Below are 21,637 nucleotides of genomic sequence, written 5' to 3' on the forward strand. Positions count from 1 at the left end.
GATCTGAGCGCGTCGACTTGATTCCGGAATCATCAGAAAAACTGTACATTTGTGCAGTATGCCCGAACCCGCGCGCGCGCCTGAAACGACTGATGCCCCGGCTTATGCCGAGCTGCTGTGCTGCTCGAATTTCAGCTTTCAGCGTGGGGCGTCCAGCGCCCGCGAACTGGTCGAGCAGGCCGCGGCATTGGGCTATGAGGCGTTGGCAATTACCGACGATTGCTCGTTTGCCGGGGTTGTGCGCGCTTACGAGGCGGCCCGTGAGCGGTCGTTTCGATTGCTGATCGGTACCCGGGTCGAAACCGCCGAGGGCGATGAGCTGGTGTTACTCGCCGCCGACTTGGCGGGCTACAAACAGTTGTCCAGTTTGATCACCACTGCGCGTCGCCGTGCCGACAAGGGCCAGTACACCTTGCATCGGGATGATCTGCAGGGGCTTCATGCCGGCGTGCTGACGATCGCCGTGCTGTCGCGCGCGCCGCCGTCTGATCAGGCGGATTGGCTGACCCGATTGGCGGCGGCGATGCCAGATCGCTTCTGGCTGGGCATTGCATTGCATCGAGAGGCGGACGATCGCGCGCGTTTGGCCCAAGCCGAGCAACTGGCGCAGGCCATGCAGCGGCCGCTGGTTGCGATTGGCGCCGTCGAAATGCATGCGCGGAGTCGACGTGCGTTGCATGATGTGCTGACGGCTGTCCGCTACCACTGTACGGTTGCTGAGGCGGGTTATCGTCTGCGTGGCAATGGCGAGCGGGTGCTCCGCACGCGGTCGGATTTGGCATCTTTGTATCCCGCCGCCTTGATGGCCGAAACAGTGCGGATCGCGCAGCGCTGCCACTTCTGCCTGAGTCAACTCCGCTATCAGTACCCGCCCGAAGTGGTGCCAAACGGCATGTCGGCCGCCGAGCAACTGCGCTGCTTGACCGAGGCCGGCGCAAAGCGCCGCTGGCCTGCCGGAATGCCGTCGTCGGTGTCGCTGCAGATCGAGCACGAGCTCACACTGATCAGCGAGCTCGGTTACGAATGCTACTTTCTGACGGTGGAGGACTTGGTTCGTTATGCGCGCAGCATTGGCATTCTGTGCCAGGGGCGCGGCTCGGCGGCGAACAGTGCCGTGTGTTTTTGTCTCGGCATTACCGAGGTCGATCCGGCGCGCGGCAATCTGCTGTTCGAGCGTTTCATCTCCCGCGAGCGTAACGAGCCGCCGGATATCGATGTCGACTTCGAGCATGAGCGCCGCGAGGAGGTCATTCAATACGTCTATCGCAAATATGGTCGGCAGCGGGCCGCGCTAACCGCGACAGTGATTTGCTATCGCCCGAAGTCGGCGATTCGCGATGTGGGCAAAGCCCTGGGCCTGAGTCTGGAACAGGTCGATGCGCTCGCGTCGGCGCTGCAATGGTGGGACGGCTTCAAAGCCGTCGAGGCGCGGCTGATCGAGCGCGGGTTTGATCCCGAATCACGCATCATCAAGCAGCTGCTGGCGCTGGCGCGACAACTGCTCGACTTCCCACGGCATCTGAGTCAGCACGTGGGTGGTTTTGTCATCGCGGCCGAACCGCTGTGCGAGCTGGTGCCGATCGAGAATGCGGCGATGCCGGATCGCACGGTCATTCAATGGGACAAGGACGATCTCGATGTGCTCGGTTTCGTCAAGGTGGACTTGCTCGCACTTGGCATGCTGACCGCAATTCGTCGGTGCTTCGATCTGATCCAGGCCGAACAGGCGCGTTGGTGCCGGCAGCCCGTGCCGGCACTGACTCTGGCGACGATTCCATCGGAAGACCCGGCAACGTACACAATGATCCAGGCTGCCGACACGGTCGGTGTGTTCCAGATCGAATCGCGCGCGCAGATGGCCATGTTGCCGCGCCTGAAGCCGCGCACGTTTTACGACTTGGTGATCGAGGTCGCAATCGTTCGGCCGGGCCCGATTCAAGGCAAGATGGTGCATCCGTATCTGCGCCGTCGCCAGGGTGTGGAGCCGGTCAGTTATCCGAGTGAGGACTTGCGCCGCGTGTTCGAGCGCACCCTCGGCGTGCCGATTTTTCAGGAGCAGGTCATGCAACTGGCGATTGTTGCAGCCGGATTTTCGCCGGGCGAGGCCGATGGATTGCGCCGCTCAATGGCCGCCTGGAAGCGCAAGGGTGGGTTAGAGCACCTGCAGCAGCGGATCGTGCAGGGCATGCGTGAGCGCGGCTACGACCAGGAGTTCGCCGAGCAGGTCTTCGAGCAGATCAAGGGCTTTGGCAGCTACGGTTTTCCAGAATCGCATGCGGCCAGCTTTGCCTTGCTCGCGTATGCGTCCTGCTGGTTGAAGCGACATCAGCCGGTCGCGTTTGCGTGCGCGCTGATCAACTCACAGCCGATGGGGTTTTACTCGAACTCGCAGATTCTGCAGGATCTACGTCGGCATGGTTTTACCGTGCTGCCGCCCGATGTGCGGCACAGCGGATTCGATTCGAGTTTGGAGTCGGTGCCGGAGTCGTCCATCGGCGGCAGGGCCGCAGATCCGGTGCAACTAACCACGACGCTGCCGCAGCCACAATTGCGCCTCGGCCTGCGCGAGATTCGCGGCATGCGCGCGGCGGCGGCGGCGCGCATCGTCGCCTCGCGTGCCAAGACCCCGTTTGGTGATCTCGACGATCTTTGTCTGCGCGCCGAGCTCGATGCATTTGATCGCGCGCGCTTGGCCGAAGGTGGCGCGCTGGAAGGTTTGGTCGGCAATCGTCATCAGGCGCGCTGGCAGGCAGCAGGGGTTGATCTGCCGACGCCGGTGCTGCGTGGCGCGCGGATTCAGGAGTCAGTGGCCCAGTTGACCCTGCCTGGTTTGGGCGATGAGGTACAGGCGGATTATCGAAACCTCGGCTATTCGCTGAAGGCGCATCCACTGTCGTTGCTGCGCGCGACTTTGCGGCAAAAGCGCTGGAAGAGCGTTGGCGAAACCTTGGCCGCACGCCATGGCGCCCGCTTGCGCGCAGCCGGTCTGGTCACCTTGCGGCAACGTCCCGGCACGGCTGCGGGCGTGACGTTCCTGACCCTGGAGGATGAGAGCGGCTGGTTGAATGTGATCGTCTGGCGACAGATCGCTGAAACCCAACGGCGCGTCCTGCTGGAATCATCGTTGCTTGGGATTCAAGGCGAACTGCAAAGCGCCGAAGGCGTGACCCATCTGATCGCGCATCATCTGGTGGATTTGAGCGGAATGCTGAATGGTCTGGACAGTCGGTCACGGGATTTTCATTGAGCGTTTGTGTCGTTGGGAGGCGTCTGAACAAGCCGATCCTGGACCTCTTCAAACCCTCCCTGGCGACGTTTGGGAACTCAGGTGCAGCAGGAGGATTTGTGGACGGGCGGTAGCGCAATGTTCGTTACCGCCGGCCCGCAGCCGCAGCCAGACTGTCCTTGCGCTTTGGCCTGTTCATCCTTCACGCAGCAAGCGCTGGCATCTTGCTTGGGTGCGCCGCCGCAACACGCAGAATCGCTGGTCTCTGCTAGCGTGAGTCCGGCTTCAGACTTCGGCACACAGCAAGCACTTGCGACGGGCGTCTCGTCTTCAAACTGCGTGATGCAAACGCCGGTCTCTGGCAGTACCAACTCGACCCGGCGTGCGCTTTCCCAATCGCCAGCAATCGCCGCGACGACGGAGCGCACCTGCTCATAGCCGGTGAGCAGCAGGAACGTCGGCGCACGACCATAGCTTTTCATGCCGACCACATAGACACCGGCATCCGGGTGTTTGAGTTCCTCGGCACCATGCGGGCGAACCGAACCACAGCTGTGCAGGTTTGGATCGATCAAGGGTGCCAGCGCACGTGGGCTTTGCGTGCCGGGATCAAGATCAAGGCGCAGCTCTGACAGGAGACTCAAGTTTGGACGAAAGCCGGTGCAACCGATGATTTCGTCGACCGCAGGCAGCGCCTGATGATTGCTAAAGGCAACGATCCCTTGATCCGTGCGCGCCAGTCGCTGCAGATGAAAGCCAGGATGCAGAACGAGAACGCCGCGATCGAGCAGTTGCTTGATCTTCAGGCCCAATCGACCGCGTTCTTGCAACTGATCATGCTCGCCTCCGCCGAGCACGCGGCGCAGGTCACTGCGCCGAATCGCCCAATGGATTTGCATTTTTGGCGCATCTGCTGCCAGCACGGCCAAGTCATTCAAGACATTGAAGGCCGAGTGACCGCTGCCAACGACCAGTACGCGCTTACCCGCGTAGCGCGTGCGTTGCTCCCCGAGCACGTCGGGCATGCCATATGCGATCTCGGCTTGCAAGGCGCGTTCACCGAGTGCAAGCAGACCGGCGGCGCCTAACGGATTCGGTTGTTCGACGGTGCCTGAGGCATCAATGACGGCTTGCGCCAGAATCTCGTGTTCGCCATCGGCGTTTTGGTAGCGAATAAGGAATGGCGAGGTGTCGCGCTCGGCATTCTTCATCAGATCGTGCTGCACGCGGCTGACTGCCAACACGCGGCTGTTCAGGCGAATCGTTCCGCTGAGTGCCGGCGTTGCTGCGAGCGGGCGCAGGTAGTGCTGGACGACTTCGGCGCCGGTTGGAAACGTATCGGGATTCGGTCCTTCCCAGCCTTGCGCCGCGAGCAAGATCCGCGCTTCGCGGTCAATATTGAACTGCCACGGCGAGAACATGCGCACTTGGGCCCATTGCAACATGCCTGCGCCGACACTGGCGCCCGCTTCGAGGACCAAGACGGGCATACGCCGCGCGTGCAAATGCGCCGCGGCAGCGAGGCCTACGGGGCCCGCTCCGATCACGACTACGGGAAGAGAATTCATATTCATGGGCTTGCTCCTGGGTTTGAGTGGCGCGATCGCAATGCGCCGAAAAGGGTGCGGCGTTAGCCGACTGGGTGCGGTTCAGGCAGCGGCGCATCAGTCGGCAGCAGGCAACGCTCGACAATGACGACGTCCAGCCACTGTCCATCCAATTGCGCGTGGCGTTCATAGACACCGACTTCGCGAAAGCCGCAGGCCCGACACAAGGCACGGCTCGCCTGGTTGAACAGAAAGACGCGTGACAGCAGCTTCCAATAGCCCTGGTTCGCGGCGACCAGAATCAGGGATTGCAGCAAGTGTCGGCCCAGGCCTTGCCCGCGCGCTTGTCGATCGAAATAGATCGAGAACTCAGCAATGCCGGCATAGCAGGCGCGTTCCCGATACACGCTAAGCCCCGCCCAGCCGAGCACTTCGTCGTTGATGTCGACTGCCACCAGCATGGGGTAGCGCGCCGAATCGGCGATGCGCGCTGTAATATCGGCCCGCTCGCGCGGTTTCGTTTCAAAGGTTGCGCTGCGCTCGGCGATGCCCTGATTGTAGATCGCGCAGATGCGGGCGGCGTCTGCGTGTTCGGCGGGTCGGATACGGGTCATGAGCGTGGTTCCATGTGGTTGGCAGTAGCAACTAAATGCGCAAAAAAATGCTTCAGCTGCAGGTAGTTTTGGATTTGCTGCCAGCGGCGCAGGCGGACTCGCAACTCCCGACGCTGACGCCGCTGACAAAGCGCGCTTCGGCCGCTTTGGCCAAGCGTCGGATGACTTCGGTCGCCGCCGCGCGCACGCCGGGCTCCAAGCCGCGTAGCAGGTCAGCTTGTTGGGCAATCAAGGCGCCATTGATGCGTTCATACAAACGCCGGCCGCTGGCAGTGACCTTGAGGGAGACGGCGCGCGCGTCGTCGGCATCCGGTAGCCGCGCAACGTAGTCTTTGCGGACCAAGGCATCGACGACGCGCGTGGTCGTGCTCTTGTCGAGCTTCAGCGCATCTGACAGTGACTTGCTGCGCATTGGGCCCTGTTCAACGAGCGTCTCCAGCGCGTAGCACTGCGTCACCGAGATGTCGTAACAGCAAATCTGATCGCGATCGCGAAACTGATAGACGCGCACCAAATTCGACAGCGCCGCGTGCAACGCAATGGCGTCGCGCTCCAGGTTGAGGTCTGGGTCCTGGGATGGGCGGCGGGCTTTGAGGGTCGGCATGATGTTGGTAGTTGTCAGTAGCAACTATATGGCGACCCATTCCGTGGCGTCAAGTGCCCTGGGTCAACTGGGCGATCGCGGGGCCTGAAGCCGGGCAGCCAGCCACGGTGCGAGGCCCAGCACGAGCATGCCGATCAGCATGAGTCCGCCGCGACTTAAGTCATAGTCGGCAACCAGACGGTCCCAGCCAAGACCCAGCAGCCGACCCAGGCCAAGTTCGAATGCCAGCATCAGCAGGACCCAGCAAAGCCCCGCGAACAGCTGCTGGCGTCGCGTCACGGCTGCGAGCCAGTCCGAACCAAGCAAGGCGATCACGAGAATCAATAGTGAGCCGAACACGACACCGAACAAATGCGCGCCCTTGGTGCCGATCATTGGCACCAGAAACAAGCTGCGCAGCGTGCCATGGATCGCTTCGACGATCGCAATCAGCAACCAGAGCAAGAATACGCGGATCGGAAAGGCCACGGCATTGAACACAGTCGTTTCTCTCAAGGTCGATCTTGCTCCGATTCACCCCGCTTGACCAGCGCCCATCGGGCGCGGCAGCGCGCGATGCGCGCAAGTTCCAGACCGGGTCGATTAACCGCGTCCGATTCGAATCCGCTCAGGGGCCTTCAAATCCGTCCGACAGCAATGCCGGCTGGGTCAGCAGGTAGACGGCCCCAACGAAGCCACTGTCGGTCACGCGACTGTTCTGTTGGGGCGCGCCGATCATTCCGACTGTTCCAGACAAAGCGACGGTCAAGCCGAACGCATCGCCAGCTTCGCCGTCGCTTGCCCTAAGTCGTGCCGCCTCAGCAAAGCCGCTTGGCCCGCGTGCAAAAACATAGGCGAGCCCCGGTTCGCGATCCGGCGTTCCCGTACCCAGCGAGGGGGTGCTGCCAATGAGTGCCAAATCCCCGGACAACGCCAAGGATTTCCCAAACTGGTCATTCGCCTGCGCATCACTTGCCAGCAACGCTTGCTCGAACGAGAAACCGCCGGCGTTTTCCCGGAACACATACACCGAGCCCACCGTATCGCCCACGGCATTCTGCTGATAGGGCGCAGCAACGAAAAGGGTATCGCCGGACAGCGCCAAGTTTTCACCGAAGCGAGCATTCTGCGACCGTTCGGGCCCAGTCAGATGCTGTTCGACACCGAAATTGCCGGCGATTCGCCGGAATGTGTAGGTCTTGCCGCTAAAGTTGCTGTCGGCGTCTTGTCCGGAGGCCCCGACGATCGCCAAATCGCCCGCCAACGCCACGGCAGACCCAAAATGGCCGTCTGCCTGTGCGCCTGGATCGACGAGATGTTCGGCTTCCGCCCAGCTGTTGCCGGTTCGATTGAAGACGACTACGGCGCCCTGGTGGTCCCATACGTCCGTCGCGTATTGCCCGGCGATCAAGGCCGTATTCCCGGACAGCGCCAGCGCAGACCCGAAAACGTCATAGGCAGCGGCGTTGGCGACGCGCAATTTTGCCTGTTGGGTCCACGTACCTTGATGGCGCACAAACACGTAGACTGCGCCGAGGGCGCTTTGGTCATCGATCTCCTGATAGGGCGCCGAGACGAGTGCGGTATCGCCATCCAGCGCCAAGGCCGCGCCAAAACCGTCATACAACACAGAGTCCAGTCCTTGCAACGTGGCTTGCTGCGCCCATTCGCTGCCATTTCGCACAAAGACATGAACCTGTCCTTGAAAGTGATCGCTGGCACTGATCAGCGCCGTGTCACCGCGGATGACCATGCTCTGTCCGAACCGGCTACCATGGACGCCACGCCCGGCGCTCAGTCGTGCTTGCTCCGTCCATTGACTGCCGTCGAAAAGGAACGCGGTGACTGTGCCTGCATTCACACCCGCCTCAGTGTCGTCATTGTAGGCACTGGCAAACAAGTCGTTGCCCGAAAGTGCCAGCGCCCAGGAGAAGTTGTCGCTGGCTTGCGAGTCGCTGGGCCGAAGCTGGGTCTGCTCCTGCCAAAGATTGCCGCTGTAGGCAAAGACATAGGCCGAGCCGGCGTCGGAACCGGCCGTCGTATTGTTGGAAAAGGCACCGATCACGGCGGTGTCGGCATCCATCGCCAACGAGGCGCCAAAAAAATCGCTGCCCTCGCCATCGCTGGCCAACACTTTCAGATCCTGAGCCCAAGTGCCCGAGTGCCGTTGAAAGACGTAGGCCGAACCGCTGTCGGCGCCCAAGCTGGTGTCGTCGCCGAACGCGCCAATCAAGGCGGTCTCCTGGTAGATCGCCACGGCGATCCCGAACTCATCAAAGTTGTCGCCATCATTTGCAACCAACTTCGCCTGATAACTAAAGCTGCCGGCCTGGTCGACAAAAACATAGGCGGCGCCAGCGTCCGCTCGCCCCGAGACATCGGCAAACGGCGCACCGATCACCACAGCGCTTCCCGATAACGCGATGGACCAGCCAAAGCCGTCGCCCGCGCCCGCGTCGGGCGCGGACAAGCTCGCCTGCTGCTGCCATTGCCCGGCCGTGCGCGCAAATAAATGCACAAAGCCAGCGTCCTGGATCGCACCTGGGTCGCCTGCGAATGCTCCCACAATGGCACGATCGCCCTGCAAGGCAACAGTCCAGCCGACATAGTCGCCCGTGTCCGAATTGCTGGCCCGTAAGATCGCCTGTTCATGCCACGCATCGCCAGCACGGGTGAAAACATACGCAGCGCCAGTCTGGCCACCGTTTGGACCGGCCATCCCCGGCGCGCCAATCAGAATCGTGTCGCCGCTGATCGCCACTGACCAACCGAAGAAATCGTCAATGTCGCCATTACTGCCATGCAAGCTGGTTTGTCGGTGCCACCGTCCGGCGCTTCGAGTAAATACATAGGCCACACCGGCGCCGGGCACGCCGTACGATGCGTGCCGGTAAGAGCCGACGACGGCCGTGTCCTGATCGAGCGCGATGGACATGCCGAACCAATCTTCGGCCATGCCGTCGCCGAGCATCGGATCATCGTTTGGATTGAGAATCTTGCCGTCGTCGACCAGACTCTTGATGAACGCGCTCTGCAAGGCATGCTGTTCGCCGGCGGCAGCGAAGTGACCCTGCAGGAGCCGACCTGCCGCCGGCGCAAGCGGTGCAGTTGCGGCAGCGAGCGGGCTCAGCATCAAGCCGAACAGGATGACATTCAAGCGGCGCAACCATGGCAACGCGGGCAACAAGGGGTGAGACATGGGCCGACTCCAAGAAGGAACAGTCGGGTAATCGAAATCTGCTGCGCGCGATCGTCATGCCAAAGTTCGGTCCGCCAACGGACGACGAGCCAACCGCGTCGAGGGGCCTTTGCAAAGATTCAGGCACAACGCAGGTCCATGCTATTTTCCCGGCACGCGCCTGATCCGGTGCATTCCGGAGGACCATGCACCATGCCGCAAGTCGATCCTGCCGCCCGCGATCTGACGACCCTGCTCAAGGCCTGGCGACAGGGCGATGGCGCGGCGTTCTCGGCACTGCTCGATCAGGTCTATGACGAGCTCAAGTTAATGGCCGCAAAGCGCTTGCTGAAGTTCGAGGGCGAGATCACGCTGTCGGCGACGGATCTCCTCCACGAAGCCTTGCTGCGGGTCGTGCCCGGTGGAATCGATTTCAAGAACCGTGCGCACTTCTTTGCGACGCTTTCGCTCAGCATCCGTGCGTTGCTGATCGATCATGCCCGTGCCCGGACTGCCGACAAACGGGGCGGCGGTCTGGTGCGCGTGACGTGGACTGGAACCGGGCGCGGTGGTGCGCAGGCGGACATGAGTGACTTGCTGACCATTGAGCAAGCGCTGAGCAAGCTGGAGCAGTTGGACCCCCGTTGCGGCCAAGTGGTGCATCTCAGTTACTTTGGGGGCCTGGAGCAGCAGGAAATTGCCGAATTGCTCGGTATCTCGGTGTCTTCGGTGACGCGTGATATTCGGTTTGCCCGCGACTGGATCGCCCGGGAGCTGCGCGATGAACGCTGATCATTATGCGGCCGTGCGACGGCTCTATGAGACAGTTGCGGACTTGCCACCCAGCCAGCGGTCAGCACACCTGCAATCGTTGAGCAACGACGCAGCCCTCATTGCCGAGGTTCTTGATTTGTTTCAAGCGGGTGAGTCGGCCACCACGGGCTGGATCAATCGACCCTTGCGCGGTGCTTTGCAGGATGCGCTCCAGAGCGAGGTCAAGCCGGGCGATGTGATTGGCGCCTGGCGGATTGAGTCCGAACTCGGGCAGGGCGGCATGGGCCAGGTCTTTCGCGTCGCCCGCTGCGATGGTCACTTCGAACAACTTGCGGCAATGAAACTGTTGCAGGGTGCGCCGAGCCGCGAGCGGCTGGCGCATCTCGCGCGCGAACGGCAAGTGCTGGCCAAACTCACGCATCCGAATATCGCCAGGCTCTACGATGGCGGCGAAACCGACCACGGCCAACCCTATCTGGTGATGGAACTGGTCGATGGGGTCGCGATCGATCGCTACTGCCAGGACCGCCAGCTCAGTCGAAACGCGATCCTGAACCTGTTTATCGAGGCGAGCCAAGCGGTCGCGTTTGCACACCGGCAGCTGATCGTGCATTGCGATCTGAAGCCGTCGAACCTGCTGATCAATCGAGATGGCCGGCCGATCCTGCTCGACTTTGGCATCGCGCGCTTGCACCAGGACGATGCGGCCGAGGGCGATCCGGATCCGGCGCTGCACGCGTTCACGCCGCGATACGCGAGTCCAGAACAGCGTGGTGGCGACGCCATTACAACGTCGAGCGATATTTTCAGCCTCGGGTTGCTGCTTGCTGAGTTGCTGGACCAGCATCGCCTGAGTGACGCCGAGTTGGCCGCCGTCGTTGCCAAGGCGAGCGCCGAGGTGCCCAGTGATCGGTACGCCAGCGTTGATGCACTGTGCGACGACTTGCGGCGTTACCAAAGCCATCAACCGCTGCTTGCAGTGCGCGCACGCCGAACGTATCGCACGCGCAAATTTGTCCAACGGCATTGGCCTTGGCTGCTGGTTGCCGCATTGTTTGTCGTGATCGTCAGCGGTTTCACCCTGCGTGTGCTGCGCGAATCCGAGCGCGCCCGGGCTGCTGAACATCAGGCCCTGGCCGATCGTGATCATGCCCGCGAGGCCGAGGCCGCCAGCAGACAGACCAACGACTTCTTGATTTCGATCTTCAATGCCAGCAACCCGAATGCGGAGTCGGGCGACCTCAAGGCGTCAACGTTGATCAGCGCGGCCGAGCAGCGTCTGGACACCGAAATGAAGGGGCAGCCTGCCATACAGGCCGAGATTCTGAGTGCGCTCGGCTTGGTCCAGGCCAATATGGGCCAACGGGATGCTGGCCGGCGGAATCTGGAGCGTGCGATTGCGATCGAACGTGGGCTGGATCGGCCACTGGTGTTGGCAACGATGTTGATGCGCCTCTCCGTGCTGGTCACCAATACCGATGGCATTGCGGCTGGCGAGGTGTTCACCCGCGAAGCGCTGACGCTTCGCGAGACTCATGGCGCGCCCGACTCGGTTGAGTTGGCGGAGTCACTGAATCTGATGGCATCGACCTTGTCCCAGAGCGGTCGACCCCAGGAAGCGGTGCCGATGTACGAGCGTGCACTGGCGATTCTGAAACCGAATTATCCCGATAGCACGGTTCTGGCCGATACGTACGCCGCCTATGGCATGCATGAGCGCTACTTCGGCAAATTGGAGCGGGCGCTTTTGCTGCAGGAGCAAGGGCTCGCGATTGCGGCGAGCGCTTATGGCGAGCGCCACCCCAACTATCTGGCCAACCAGCTCTGGTATGCCTACACGTTGTCCGCGTTGCGCCGCTCGGCCGAGGCCGAGACCGCATTTCGTCGCAACCTGTCCTTGCGCAAGGCGCTGCACGGCGACGGCAATATGCTGGTGGTCGAGCCGATGATTGGCCTTGCGACCATGTTGAACGAAGCGCAACGTCCGGATGAAGCGCTCGCCATCGCGGTCGAAGCGCAGGCGATCACCGCGCGCAGCGCGAGCCCGCAAAGCGTGGAGTCGATCGCGATCTTGAACAACATTGCCGCCGCGCATTACGCGAAGGGCCGGTTCAACGAGGCCGCAAAAGCTTGCCGGGAAGCACTCGATCTGATGGCTGAACGGGGCGATCGCGGGCCCCAGTATGTGCAGATGCAGACCAGCCTGATTGCCTACTACACCCAGGCTGGCGATTTGCGCCATGCCGGGCTCGTGCTGGATGAGGCTGAGCCGTTGGCACAGACACTGTTTCCGGCGGATCACTATCTCAACGTCACCCTGGCGTTGAATCGCGCCGCGTGGCTGTTGCGTTCCGGGCGCCCGTCCGAGTCGCGCGCGCTGGTCACTAAGATCGAAGCGGCGCTGCCCAAGGACGATCCCAAACTCAGCATGTATGAAACCTCACTGCGGAACCTGCACCAGGGTTTGGATGAAGTCGAAAGCCCGAAATAGCTCGAGATCACACATTCGCCCGGTTGACGATTGCCAGCCGCACAATCCGATTACCCCGTCTAGATAGCCTTAGACGGAGCCATCGGCGTGTATCCGCTTTCCAGTAGAAATCGCGTGCCGTTGCGCGCGAGCCATGCCAGACATCAGCCGGCGCACAGTGTCACACGTGCCGTACTGCACGGGTTGTTGTGGGTACTGCCCGCCCTCGCGCAGGCCAACCCGCCGGGCGCCCCAGGCATCGGTCAGGCGACACCAGGATTCAGCGCGATCAGTGTTGCCTTCAGCGCACCGGGCGATAGCGGCGCCAGTCCGATCGTGTCCTACACCGCCCAATGCGGCACGATCACCGCGTCGGGGCCGGCGTCACCCGTGATCGTGCGTGGACTCGTCGTCGGGTTGAACTACACCTGTACGGTGACTGCCAGCAATAGCAGCGGTCCTGGGCCGGCGTCTGCAGCGTCGAATACCGCCACGCCGCTGCCCGCGCTGGCGGGGCAGGTGGCTTGGAGTACCAGTGTGACGGGCAATGGCACGCTTCCGGCCAAAATTGCCAATGGCGATCCGCTCATGGGTCGGAAGACGGTGGCGGTCGACACAGCCGGCGACATTTTGATCGCGGGCGCGGTTCACAGTGCTGTCAGCAATGGCTATGACTGGAAAACCGCCAAGATATCAGCCGCCACGGGTGCGATCCTCTGGCAACAGGACTTCGATGGCGGATGGGGCGATGATCACGTCTATGCCATCGCAGTGGATGCGAGCAATAACGTGGTCGTCGTTGGTAGCACGTGGCAGCAAACGGGCGAGGCGAACTGGCAGGTCAACAAGTACCGCGCGTCCGATGGCCAGTTGCTCTGGCAGCAGTCCCTGGGTGGCGTTGGTCGCGATGCGGCTTACGCGGTGGCGATTGCGACCAATGGCGATGCCGTCGTGGCAGGCGTGGCGGCCAATGGCAATGATGTGGATTGGCAGGTCAATCAGTTTGCCAGTGCAGATGGTGCCGTCGTCTGGACTCGCACGCTGAACGGCAAGGCAAACGATCAGCCGCGCGTGTTGGCGATCGAGCCCGGCAGTGGCGATATCGTCATTGCGGGCAAGTTGACCACCGATCAGGTCTACGCGACGACTGTCCGCCTGTTGGCCAACGGTGCGATGCGCTGGCAGCAACGTTACGCGAGTCCCACCGCCACGGTTGCACCGGCTGACGCAACGGTCCATGACTTGGTCATCAATGCCGATGGATCCGTCGTAGTGGGTACAGCCAGCCTGCAGCGACCGTTCGGTACGAGTGACCTCACCATCTGGTACGCCTTCAAATATGCCGCCGATGGGGAGCACCTTTGGCAGCGCCCGGACAATCTGTACTCGTCCAAGGTCTATGCGTTGACCTCCGACGGTGCGGGCGGAACATATGCAACGGGTGTATCGACGATTTTTGACGACGACACGTTTGTCACGCGCTTGAATCACGATGGCAGCGCTGCCTGGAGCCGAAGCTTGGGCAGCAGTAACGGTCCGTATGATCTGCCGGCCGTGAGCATGGATGCCGGATGGGCGATCGCACGGGATGATGAGGGCCGACCCATCGTCGCCGGCACACAACGGAACCGAACCCGCTGGGCGGTGCGCAAATTCGCCGGGAATAATCAGGATCTGCTCTGGGGCGGTGAGATCGCGTCGGGCGACACGTCAATCCTGCATGCCGTCGCAGTGCGCGGTACCAGCGTTTATGCCTACGGCACGTCTACCGCCAGCGCGGGCGGTCAGCAAGTGTTGCACTTGAAGCGCCTGCACAACCCGCCCGAAAGCGATGTGCCCGAGCCGTTCCTTTTCTCAGATGGCGAAGGCGAGCCCAACACCTGGGTCCACTCACGACCCATGTATGCGCGCGGCGGCGCACCATCGGTGATCGCAGGCATCACGATTCCGGTGGCGATTACCGTCGCGAACGGCGAGTACTCGATTGGCTGCACCGGCACATTCACGAGTGCACCGGGCGTGATCACCAATGGTCAAAGTCTGTGCTTGCGTGTGCTCGCTGCAACCAATTACGGTGGCATCAATGTTGTCGCCGTCACCGTTGGCGGCACGAGTGCGACGTTCAAGAGCACCGCCAAACGTGCGGCTACGGTTACTGTCACCGTCACTCCATCGCTCGCGTCGGCGGTGCACACCATTTCCGGCGGCCTCATCAATGTCACGGTCACCGGTGCGGGTCCGACTCCCACTGGCCGGGTAACCTTCAATACCGGGCATCGCGCTGGATACTTTGCCAATGGCCTCGACATCTGGAGCAGCTTTTGTGGCGGCTTGGCTGGTGCCACGCTCGCCAATGGTGCCGGTAGTTGCAGTTTCGTCACCATTCCGTTTCCCGACCCCGATACCTTGACGGCCCAGTACGAAGGCGACGCCAACTATCAACGCACGGTGGCCATGCCCATCGCGTACAACGTGGCGCGCTTTCCACTCACGCTGACCTTTCCCGACTTTGTCGAGCGTCCCGTTGGCGCCACGGTGTCACCGTTGGTCGCGACCATGAACCTGAACCCGAATTACTTGCCGCACTACAACGCGCTGTATCCGACCCAAGTGTTGTACGCGTCGGTAACGCCATCGGTCTGCCAATACACGGCGCCGACGCTCACGATGGTGGGCCTTGGTACCTGCACCATCAATGCCGATTACGCGGGGAGCACTCAGGTGGCGCCGGCAAACGCGACCACTTCGTTTGTCGTCAAGAAGGCGCAGCTTCTCATTTTCGGCGCGCTCGCCGACCGACCATACAGTCCGGCACCCATCCTCCTGACCGCCACGCCGGGCGCGACCGGCAATCCCGTGACATTCACTACGAACTCGCCCGCCATCTGTGCGACCAGCGGCGCGAACGGAGCCACATTGACCTTGCTTACCGCTGGTACTTGCAGCGTGACGGCCAATCAAGCAGGAGATGCCGAATACGCGGCGGCCACACCCATTACGCAGAGTTTTGCCGTCAATCGTGCGCCGCAAGTCATTACATTCGACCCGATCGCGGATCGCGCGCTCGGGTCACCGGCCTTCGCGCTCAGCTTCAGTGCCTTGCCATCCGATCAACCGGTGCGATTCACTGCACCCAATATTCAAGTCTGCACGTTGTCGCGAACGGGCAATACCACGGTGACCCTGTTGCGCGCAGGTACCTGTGTGATTCACGCCGACCAGGCCGAGAGCGCGCACTATCTTGCCGCGCCGCGGGTGACGCGGTCCTTCCAAGTACAAGACGACATTCGGGCGCTCGGCGTGACGGTCGCGGGTAGTGGTTCGGTACGCTCCGATCCGGCTGGCATTCTCTGCGGCGCGGATTGCACCGAGAACTATGTGACGGGCACGGTCGTCACGCTGGTCGCAGCGCCCGTGGCGGGCGCAAAGTTCGTGGCATGGACCGGATGCCCGGCACCTTCTGGCATTCGCTGCAGTGCGCCGATGACCACTGCACGCGCCGTCACCGCGAGTTTTCGTGTGCGTGGCGTCAATGATGAGCGCAACGATTTGGATGGAGACGGGCATCCCGACCTGCTGTCACGAGACCCGGCAGGCGTGCTGCGGCGGTTGCACATGAACGGGGTGACGGTGCTTTCGGACGTCGTCATCGGTACGACCGACCTCACGTGGCAGTTGGTGGGGGTCGCCGACTTCAATGCCGATGCCCACGCCGATCTCGTCTGGAAGAAAAGCAGTGGTGAACTGGTGCTCTGGTATCTCGTTGCTGGCGTCTTTCAGTCCCAGGTGCCATGGTTGACGTTGCCAACCGGTTGGACCGTGCAGGGCGTCGCCGACTTCAATGAGGATGCGACCCCCGATTTGCTTTTGCGCGAATCAGCCACGGGCGTTGGTCGGGTACGCCTGCTCTCAGGCACGACCACCTTGGGTGAGCAGCACCTGTTCTGGATGCCGCCCGCGTGGCGCGTCGATGGCATCGCGGACTTGGATCGGAATGGGCGCCCCGCCATCGTGTTTCGCGATGGCGGGACGGCCAGCAGCCGCGGTAGTGCCTTTGCTTGGCGCACATCGTGGAATGGCACGACCGTGGCACTGGATTCGGCGTCGCTGGTGATGTTCAAAGTCGACCCTGACCTCGAGATCGTGCAGGCCACTGACTGGAACGGCGACGACGCGCCCGATTTCGTGTTCCGGCATCGGATCAGCGGTGACACGTTCGTCTGGTATATCGACGGCGTGACCCCAGGGGCCGTAGCGCCCATCCTCGGTCTCGAACCAAGCAGCGAACTCTTGCCGAGGCCACAACCATGAGCCCAGTCGTTTCGAGCAAGATCGTGTTGGCGCTGCGCGGGCTTTGGTGGGGCAGTCTCCTGATGGCGCTGGCAATGTCGACGGCCGGGGCGGCATCACTACTGCTGCCGGGTGCCGCGACCGACGCGTCCGGCAAAGTTGCGGCAAACCCCGTGATTGGCCCCGGTGTGGCGCGCGCGCGCGCCGTGACCGTGAACCTAGACGCCTTGCGCGGCATCGAGGCGACGGTCGCCAACGGTGTGCCGGCGCAATTGGATATCGACCTGTTTGACGACGTGGCGCTCACCGTCGAGATCCGGCAGATCGCAGCGCCGCGTGCCGGCACGGTTGAATATCATGGCGCGATCGCCGGACGCGTCGACAGTTCGGTGGTGATTGTCCGCACCGGCGATGTGGTGGGCATGGAAGCGCATCTGGGTGCGCAGTTCTTCCGAATCCAGTTCCTGGGTAGTGCCGGTCACGAAGTGCGCGAGATGGCCGTGAGCAACCTGCCCGCGCACACCGAGCGACCGTTCGGCGAGCTGGTGCCGCCAAATCGCCAGCGTCGCCCAGTTGCCGCACCACCGGCCATCACTAACCTCGCCAAAACCGGCGAAGATGGCAGCGCCATGGACCTTCTCGTGGTGTACACGCCGAAAGGTCGTGATCAGTATGGCGGCACGGCGGGAGTGGAATCATTGATCGACACCCTGGTTGCGGGCGTCAACCAAGTGTTCGCGAATAGTCTGGTCAACACGCGTATTCGGCTCGTCGCCAAGGCCGAGATCAACTATGTCGAGCAAGGCGATTTTATCAATCAGCTGGGCGACATCTACGCGAGTTATTCGGGTGGACCGCTCCGCGTCGTCTACGACCTAAGGGATGCCTACAGTGCCGACTTGATCGCCTATATCAGTGGCGACAATGTGGCCAGCGCCTGCGGCGCTGCGCCTTTGTTCAACGAAGCGCCACGCTTCGCCGAACGGGACGCCGTCATGGCCATGGTCCACTTTTGTACAAACAATCACACCATGGCACATGAGATCGGTCACCTGATGGGACTATTCCATGACCGCAACTATTCGCCGACCAATGAAACGGTCTCAGTGGCTGGCGTGGTCTACACCGACAACTTTGGCTACGTCGACACGACGAACCGATTCACGGACGTCATGGCCTATGAAGGCGACTGCGTGGCGCTCGGCATCGACTGCGTCCGTCTGCCTTACTTCTCGAACCGCGACGTCCGGGTGTTGGCGCCATTCAATGGCGAGCTTGCACCGATTGGCGACGCGATGAATAGCGCTGCCAATATCCTCTCGGCCACGCGGGGCGCAATCGCCAATTTCCGCTCGCACGTGGATCGCGCCGCCGCGTTCAACACCACGCACGCCACCGTTTCAGAGGGCGGTACGGTCACGCTCACCCTGACTCGCGTCGGGAACCTGGCACTTGGCACTCGTGTCAATTGGCAAACCGTCAATGGTGCTGCAGTTGCCGGCCAGGATTTTGTGGCCGCGAACGGCACGGTCACCTGGGCGGCAGGCGACAGTGCTGACAAGAGCATTGTGGTCACGACACGCGCCGACACTTTGAATGAAGGCAACGAGCACTTTAGCGTCAGATTGACGGGCGACGGGGCGATCACCAACGCGGAGGCGGATATCACGGTGACAGATGCGGCGGCGGACCACTTCCCCGTGGGGTGCGTCATGCCGTTGGGGTTTGTGCCAGCAGCCGGAGCGGAGGCGGGTTGGCTTGTGGCCACCGACGAAAGTGCTGAAGGCGGCTGCGCGCTGAAATCGCAGCCGATTGCGAATGGCCAAACTGCAGCAATTGCTTACACTGGGATGTTCGCTGCGGGCGACATCCAATTCCGTCGTCGTGTCGATAGTGAGGCGGGGTGGGACCAATTTCGCTTCGAGATCGACGGCATTGTGCAAGGCGTGCCGTGCGCGTTGGCCGATGACCGCTGCGCGGGTAGCGGTGCCACCGATGCAACGGCCTCCGGTGCGACGGACTGGAATCAACCGGGCGCTACGTTGCGCGTTCCCGTTACCGGTGGGCTGCACACGATCACTTTTCGGTACGACAAGGACGCCGTATGTTGCGACGCGGGTGCCGACGCCGCCTGGGTCGATGCACTGATCCTGCCACTAGCGCAGAACGTGATCGTGGCTGCAACCGGGCCGGGATCCGTGAACGCCACGCCAGCGGGTATCGCTTGTGGGGCTCAGTGCATGGCGTCGCTGCCGCGGGATACACCGTTAATGCTGACCGCGATTCCAAATGCGGGCGCCGCGTTTTCGGGTTGGACGGGCTGCCCCGACTTCCACGGCAACCAGTGCTTCGTGTTGATTGAGAACGCCGTGTCGGTGGCCGCGGCGTTCACCAGCGTGCCGCGCAACATCACGGTCGCGCGGAACGGCACCGGCACGGGAAGCGTCGCGTCGAGCCCTGCGGGGATCGATTGCGGGCAAGACTGCAATGAGTTGTACGATTCGGGTACCGTGGTGACGTTGACCGCAAGTCCCGACACTCAGAGCCTCTTTACCAGTTGGGGCGGGGTGACCTGCCTTGGCGGCAACAGCATGCCGATCTGCACGTTTACAGTCTCATTCGATGCGATTGCGACCGCAACGTTCAGCACGATCGTGACGGTGCCGGACGCACCATTGAATCCGGTTGCTTCGCCGGGCAATGCGGAAGCGCTGATCTCGTTCACGCCACCAGCGAGCGATGGTGGTTCACCGATTACGCAGTACACCGTGACCTGCAGTCCCGGTGCCGTGACCGTGACTGGCGATGCGTCACCGATCTTGGTGTCCGGCTTGATCAATGGCACCAGTCATACGTGCACGGTCAGCGCGACGAATGCAGTCGGCGCAGGACCCGCCTCGGTGCCTACCAACAGCTTCATCCCGGCAACCGTGCCGTCGGCGCCGAGCCTGTTGTCGGCCCAACCGATCGATCAAGCGGCGCAGCTGACGTTCAGTGCGCCAAATTCGAACGGCGGTGCGGCGATTCTTGATTACACCGCGCGTTGCACGCCCGGCAACGCGACCGCGACAGGCAACGCGTTGAGCCTGGACGTCACGGGCTTGAGCAATCAGGTCGCATATCAGTGTTCGGTGCGGGCGCGAAACGGGGTCGGGCTGAGCGCCGCATCGAATGTGCAGAGCGTGATTCCAGGCAGTAGTGGCAGCAGCGCCGATTTGTCGATCAGCAAGACCAATGGCACGAATTTTATCGGCGCGCCAGGGTTTACCGATTATGTGATCATCGTGAGCAACCTCGGGCCGGCAGCGGTGACGGATGCGCGCGTCGAGGACACCGTTGCCATCGGCACGGATTTTGAAAGCGCAACGTGGACGTGTGCCGCGTTCAACGGCGCCGCGTGTCCTGCCAGTGGTAGCGGCAGTCTGGATGTCCGCGTTGATCTGCCGGTGAACGCCACGGTGCGGTTCGTGTTGCGGGCCGTGCCAAACCCGGGGTCGGAAGCACCGGTTTCCAATCTGGCGTCGGTCACGCCGCCTGCAGCGATCAGTGATCCGAACCCGAACAACAACGTTGCGACCGACGGGCCGGATCGGCGTGGCGTATTTCGAGACGGATTCGAGGCGCCGCCGCAACCGCCCTGACGATCCGCACCCGGATTTTCCGATTGTGCGTTCAATCCCACTCCATTCGATGGTTCATCATGTTTGTGATCAGAACGCCCTCGCTACTGATGCTCGCGCTCGGTGTCATTTCCGTAGCGGTCAACGCGGCCACGATTGCCAATCCAGCCACGTTGCCGGGAGGCGATGGTGGCGCGGGGGACTACTTTGGCAGCGCCTTGGCCTTGGCCGGCGACACCCTGGTTGTCGGGGCGCCGCGCGATCGCCCTAATGGAGCCAATAGTGGCTCGGTGTATGTGTTCGCGCGCGACGGCGATGACTGGGCACTGCAGCAACGCCTGGTCCCCAGTGACAACACCTCTGGCGACCAATTCGGCTTTTCGGTCGCGATACACGGCGATCTGCTGATCGTCGGTGCGCCCTACGTCGGCGGTGCGGATCAGGGTGGGGCCTATGTGTTCGAGCGCAGTGCCGGCGTGTTCACAGAGGTGCAAAAGTTTGAGGTCACACCGATGCCGCAGCCGCGCTATTTCGGCTGGTCGGTGGCAGCCGGTCCAAACGTAGTCTGGGTCGGATCGCCGGCACACCGAATCGTGGGCAACTTTCAGGGCAGTGCGACGCAGTTCGCGAAAGACCAAAACGGCGCGTGGATTGAAGGGCCGACATTCGGACCTTTCGGTGGCACGGGCGGCGAAACGTTTGGTATCGCCATGGCTTACTCGGCCGGGCAATTGATCGTTGGCGAAAAGGGCGAACGTGTGGGGAATCAGGACTTCGCGGGCGCAGCCATTGCCTATCGCTACGATGGCAGCCTGACCCAGATCGGCGAGGTGTCGATTTCGAGCGCGCAGTCGTTCGATCAGTTTGGCGCCGCGGTGGCTATCAGTGGACCTTGGATGGTCATTGGCGCACCGGCCACCCAGCGCGCGGGTTACGCCCAGGTGTTTCATTGGAACGGCACAGCATGGCTGCCGGATGGTGCAACGCTCAGCCGGGGTGACACTGGTTTCGGTTATGCCGTAGCAGTTGATGGTGATCGCTTGGCCATCAGCGGATTGTCGGGCGGTGGGTTGGTGCAGCTCTATCAACGTGTCGACGGGCAGTGGCTGGCACTGGACTTGATCACGCCAGCCGATCTGTTTAACGGTGATGACTTCGGTGCCGCTTTGGCGCTCACCGATGGTGAGGTGATGGCAGGCCTGCCTGGTCGCGATTTGGTTGGCGTCAGCGCCGATGTTGGCGAAATACGAACGCTGCCGTTTCAAACCGAGATCGTGCACCAGGATGGATTCGAGTGACACGCACACAGCAACAAAAACGGCCGGGTGCTTTAGC

11 protein-coding genes are annotated in these 21,637 nt (G+C 62.1%); 6 read left to right on the plus strand and 5 right to left on the minus strand.

Features of this window, described 5'->3' with window-relative positions; genetic code table 11:
• Nucleotides 1-58: 58 nt before the first annotated feature.
• Entirely contained in the window at nucleotides 59-3,247 is a 3,189-nt protein-coding gene (locus tag C7S18_RS03145) for an error-prone DNA polymerase (protein WP_106890175.1), read from the plus strand.
• A gap of 77 nt (nucleotides 3,248-3,324) precedes the next feature.
• Here the strand turns inward: C7S18_RS03145 and C7S18_RS03150 are convergent, their stop codons facing one another.
• The 5 genes from C7S18_RS03150 to C7S18_RS03170 form a co-directional block, all read right to left on the minus strand.
• On the minus strand, nucleotides 3,325-4,800 hold the full coding sequence (locus C7S18_RS03150) for an NAD(P)-binding domain-containing protein (RefSeq protein WP_106890176.1): 1,476 nt from the start codon (nucleotides 4,798-4,800) through the stop codon (nucleotides 3,325-3,327).
• Between the two features lie 56 nt (nucleotides 4,801-4,856).
• Complete coding sequence (locus C7S18_RS03155; RefSeq protein WP_106890177.1) at nucleotides 4,857-5,387, minus strand: arsinothricin resistance N-acetyltransferase ArsN1 family A; 531 nt, start codon at nucleotides 5,385-5,387, stop codon at nucleotides 4,857-4,859.
• Nucleotides 5,388-5,439: 52 nt separating this feature from the next.
• Nucleotides 5,440-5,991, minus strand: coding sequence for a MarR family winged helix-turn-helix transcriptional regulator (locus C7S18_RS03160; RefSeq protein ID WP_106890178.1), 552 nt, complete (start codon nucleotides 5,989-5,991; stop codon nucleotides 5,440-5,442).
• Between the two features lie 63 nt (nucleotides 5,992-6,054).
• A complete protein-coding gene (locus C7S18_RS03165; RefSeq protein ID WP_146151730.1) occupies nucleotides 6,055-6,486 on the minus strand; it encodes a hypothetical protein in 432 nt (143 codons plus the stop codon).
• 112 nt (nucleotides 6,487-6,598) lie between these two features.
• Nucleotides 6,599-9,169, minus strand: coding sequence for a hypothetical protein (locus tag C7S18_RS03170; protein ID WP_106890180.1), 2,571 nt, complete (start codon nucleotides 9,167-9,169; stop codon nucleotides 6,599-6,601).
• Nucleotides 9,170-9,361: 192 nt separating this feature from the next.
• On the opposite strand from C7S18_RS03170, the gene C7S18_RS24380 reads away from it, so the two are divergent.
• From C7S18_RS24380 to C7S18_RS03195, 5 genes are all read left to right on the plus strand, one after another.
• The gene (locus C7S18_RS24380) at nucleotides 9,362-9,940 is read left to right on the plus strand and encodes an ECF-type sigma factor (RefSeq protein WP_170113077.1); all 579 of its coding nucleotides are present in this window, start codon (nucleotides 9,362-9,364) and stop codon (nucleotides 9,938-9,940) included.
• A complete protein-coding gene (locus C7S18_RS03180) occupies nucleotides 9,930-12,413 on the plus strand; it encodes a serine/threonine-protein kinase (protein ID WP_106890181.1) in 2,484 nt (827 codons plus the stop codon). The genes C7S18_RS24380 and C7S18_RS03180 overlap by 11 nt, the downstream gene beginning before the upstream one ends.
• Before the next feature lie 87 nt (nucleotides 12,414-12,500).
• On the plus strand, nucleotides 12,501-16,703 hold the full coding sequence (locus C7S18_RS03185; protein ID WP_146151731.1) for an FG-GAP-like repeat-containing protein: 4,203 nt from the start codon (nucleotides 12,501-12,503) through the stop codon (nucleotides 16,701-16,703).
• Nucleotides 16,700-20,323 carry a fibronectin type III domain-containing protein gene (locus C7S18_RS03190; RefSeq protein ID WP_106890183.1) on the plus strand — a complete coding sequence of 1,208 codons (3,624 nt, stop codon included), beginning with the start codon at nucleotides 16,700-16,702 and terminating at the stop codon, nucleotides 20,321-20,323. The genes C7S18_RS03185 and C7S18_RS03190 overlap by 4 nt, the downstream gene beginning before the upstream one ends.
• Before the next feature lie 59 nt (nucleotides 20,324-20,382).
• Nucleotides 20,383-21,600 carry an FG-GAP repeat protein gene (locus C7S18_RS03195; RefSeq protein WP_106890184.1) on the plus strand — a complete coding sequence of 406 codons (1,218 nt, stop codon included), beginning with the start codon at nucleotides 20,383-20,385 and terminating at the stop codon, nucleotides 21,598-21,600.
• Nucleotides 21,601-21,637 lie beyond the last annotated feature (37 nt).

This window comes from Ahniella affigens (assembly GCF_003015185.1).
In the GTDB taxonomy this organism is placed as follows: domain Bacteria; phylum Pseudomonadota; class Gammaproteobacteria; order Xanthomonadales; family Ahniellaceae; genus Ahniella; species Ahniella affigens.